The following is a 3,202-nucleotide window of genomic DNA, read 5'->3' as shown; positions in this document are numbered from 1 at the left end:
ATTTGTTGCGGCATGGCCAAGGGCATGATTGACTATATTGATTCCTTGGTTGCTCAACAATTGAGCAAGGAAGAGATCATTAAAAAAACCGCTGAAAAATACGGCGTCGGCGCGGTGATAGAAAAAAAGCGGGCGGAAATCGAGGCGCTTTTGAATAAAGAATCAGGCTCAATCGCTCCGGGGACAAAACTGATTTTTGCGGAAGCGGTAGGCAAAGAAGCGCCGGACTTTACCCTGGAAAATCTGCAAGGCAAAAAAACAAAACTTTCTGATCTTCGCGGCAAGAACGTTGTGCTATTCTTTAATGAAGGCAAGATGTGCTATCCGGCCTGCTGGAACCAGATTGAAGAGTTGGGCAAAGATTCACGCTTTAACAGCGAGCAGGTGGTGGCACTTTCTATTACTCCTGATCAAAAGGAAGACTGGGCGCAAATCGCGGAAAAATTGCCGGCGCTCAAACAAGCCAACATTCTTTTTGACTCCAGTCGCTTGGTTTCTTCGGCCTATAATGTTTTGTCGCTTAAATCATCCATGCACAAAGGCACGTATCCCGGCCACACTTATGTGTTGATTGATAAACAGGGAATTATTCGTTTTACTTATGACGACCCGACCATGGCGATCCAAAACGACCTAATTTACTCTAAAATTAAGTAGCCGCTATGAATCTATTAATCGGCGCCTCGCTGCTTACGGCCTTTCTGGCCGGTTTGGCGGCGCTGTTCGCCCCCTGTTGCATTACCGTGTTGTTGCCGGCCTACTTCGGTTCAGTTTTTCGCCAAAGGAAAGCGGTCTTCTTGATGACTTTTGTGTTTTTTCTGGGTCTTTTGACGGTTTTTCTGCCATTGGGACTTGGCATTGCCGCTCTGGCGCAATTTTTCCAGGCCTACCATAGCCAACTTTATCTTATCGGAGCGGCTTTTTTGCTTTTTACCGGCGGAGCGCTTTTGCTCGGCAAGCGTTTTTCCTTAAAATTTGCTACTCGCGTCAAGGCTCGGGCCAAATTCATTGATCCGGCGGTAACCGTTGACGGAGCCGGATCGGTTTTCAGTCTGGGTATTTTTTCCGGCTTTGCCACGCTTTGCTGCGCTCCGGTGTTGGCGGGAGCGGTGGCGCTTTCAGCTCTGCCCGGCTCGCTTTTTTGGGGCGGAATTTATTCTTTGACCTACGCCCTGGGCATGGTGCTGCCCCTTTTCTTCATCGCCTTTTTTCTTGATAAAATAAATTTCACGGAAAAATTTATTGTTTTTAAAAATAAAATATCTTATAATCTTTTCGGCAGGATTATCAGTTTAAGTATTGCTGAACTCGTGGCCGGCATAACTTTTATCGCCATGGGTCTCTTGATTGTTTATTTGGCCTTGACCGATCAGCTGGCGATGAAAAGTGATAATTTCAATCTGTCGGTTAATTTATTGGCCGCCAGAGCGAATGAAGCTCTGGCCGCTTATTTTGAAAAAGTGCCGGCGGCAATTTGGCTTTTAATAATCGGCCTGCTGGCAGGTCTGATTGTTAAACTCGCCTTATTCAGTTCCTCCAAAAAACAAAATAGCTGATATTATAAAACTCGTTGATTGTTGCTAACCAAACTGCATCAGTCTGAATATATTCATCAGCTTAGCGCTATAAAAATTATGATTAAAAAAAATCTTTATTTGATCGCAGCGGTTTTAATATTTGTTTTCGCCGGCTTGATCTTTTATGGTTATAGAGGTGCGGCAAGCCGGTATTTTATTAATCGAGAAAAAACAAGCGGCCAAGCGGCCAAGCCGGCGGCGACGGAGAAAAAAATCGGCGAAAACGTTAACGGCCCATCAATCAAAGTCAGCCCGGCGTTTTATGATCTGGGCATAGTAATCTACGGAGAGGTAACCAAGCATAAATTCATTGTTGAAAATCTGGGCACCGAACCGCTTAAAATCCTAAAACTCTCAACCTCTTGCGGCTGCACCAAAGCCTTTATTGATGAAGATAAAAAAATCCTCGCCCCGAAGGCAAGCGCGGAAATGCTGGTAACTTTTGATCCGGCGGTGCACAAGGATGATTCTGATTTAGGCGAGTTAACCCGGGTCGTATATATCAACTCCAACGACCCCGTACGGCCGGAGGTGGAAATAGAGCTCAAGGCCAACGTAATTAAAAAATCAAAATAATTATTCACTAATTCAAACCTTATGAAAAATAATGCGGACAAAAGATTATATTATTTGCTTGCCGTTGGCGTTGTCGTTGTCGTCGTCGGCATAATCGCCGGCTTGGCCGGCGAGGGCGATAACAACGGCGGCGGTTCGATTGATGGAAAAACTGCGCAATTAAACTTCGACGAAAAGCGATTTGATTTCGGCCGGGTTTCCATGGCGGACGGAAAGATCAGCCATCGCTTTAAATTCAAAAATGAGGGCGAGGGCGACCTGACGATCGATGATCTCTTCACCTCTTGCATGTGCACTAACGCCGCTTTAATCATTAACGGCAAAAAAGGTCCAAGCTACGGTATGCCCATGGCCGGCCAAGCCGGCATTCCTTTCTGGAACGAACAGCTAAAGCCCGGAGAAGAAGCTGAATTGGAAGTAACCTTTGATCCGAATGCGCACGGTCCTGACGGAACCGGGCCGATCACTCGCGCCATCACCCTTGTCAGTAATGATAGTGGAATAAATAAAAGCAAAACCGACCTGATTATTACCGCGAAGGTGATTAAATAATGTTGAATACTGCATGGACACAAACTTTAAAAATAATTTATATAAATCAGTTGTCGCCGGTTTGCTGGGCATTTTAGGAATAAGCTTGACCTATTGGCTGATACTCTTTTTAGTGACCAAGGATCCGGCTCACCCCTTACAGCAATTTGTTTCTTATAAATATTGGATGTCCGCTCTGATCGCCGGCTTTGGCGTTCAGGTCGGTCTATATCGGTATTCCAAGCTGATTCATCGCGCCGCAACAGCTTCGGCCAAATCAAGCATGGCGGCCAGCGCCGGAGTATCAACCACCGCCATGATCGCTTGCTGCGCTCATCACGTGGTGGACATTTTGCCCTTGCTCGGGCTTTCAGCCGCCGCCCTGATTTTGAGCAAATACCAAGTTTATTTTTTACTGCTAGGCATACTTTCCAACCTGCTGGGCATTGGCTTGATGATATATTATATTAAATTTAAAAAATAAATTTATGAAAAAAGCAATTATTATTTTTATAAGC

General features: G+C 45.3%; 5 protein-coding genes. All 5 read left to right on the top strand.

Annotated elements, in window-relative coordinates:
- The coding region (locus WC903_09215) for a peroxiredoxin family protein (protein ID MFA5894124.1) at positions 1-657 on the top strand (657 nt) is incomplete at its 5' end.
- A gap of 5 nt (positions 658-662) precedes the next feature.
- Positions 663-1,556 carry a cytochrome c biogenesis protein CcdA gene (locus WC903_09210; GenBank protein ID MFA5894123.1) on the top strand — a complete coding sequence of 298 codons (894 nt, stop codon included), beginning with the start codon at positions 663-665 and terminating at the stop codon, positions 1,554-1,556.
- 135 nt (positions 1,557-1,691) lie between these two features.
- Positions 1,692-2,153 (top strand): DUF1573 domain-containing protein, encoded by a 462-nt coding sequence (locus WC903_09205; protein ID MFA5894122.1) that lies wholly within the window; start codon positions 1,692-1,694, stop codon positions 2,151-2,153.
- 21 nt (positions 2,154-2,174) lie between these two features.
- Positions 2,175-2,705, top strand: coding sequence for a DUF1573 domain-containing protein (locus tag WC903_09200; protein ID MFA5894121.1), 531 nt, complete (start codon positions 2,175-2,177; stop codon positions 2,703-2,705).
- A gap of 13 nt (positions 2,706-2,718) precedes the next feature.
- Complete coding sequence (locus WC903_09195) at positions 2,719-3,168, top strand: hypothetical protein (GenBank protein MFA5894120.1); 450 nt, start codon at positions 2,719-2,721, stop codon at positions 3,166-3,168.
- Positions 3,169-3,202 lie beyond the last annotated feature (34 nt).

The sequence above is a fragment of the Candidatus Margulisiibacteriota bacterium genome (assembly GCA_041658645.1).
Taxonomy (GTDB): Bacteria; Margulisbacteria; WOR-1; order O2-12-FULL-45-9; family XYB2-FULL-48-7; genus JBAZZV01.
The sequence above is the reverse complement of the archived record's forward strand: the minus strand, read 5'-3'. Positions and strand labels throughout refer to the sequence as shown.

Bases quoted from the DNA above. Each gene is read 5' to 3' on its own strand.
- WC903_09210 (MFA5894123.1), top strand. From the start codon at position 663: ATGAATCTATTAATCGGCGCCTCGCTGCTTACGGCCTTTCTGGCCGGT.
- WC903_09195 (MFA5894120.1), top strand. From the start codon at position 2,719: ATGGACACAAACTTTAAAAATAATTTATATAAATCAGTTGTCGCCGGT.
- WC903_09200 (MFA5894121.1), top strand. From the start codon at position 2,175: ATGAAAAATAATGCGGACAAAAGATTATATTATTTGCTTGCCGTTGGC.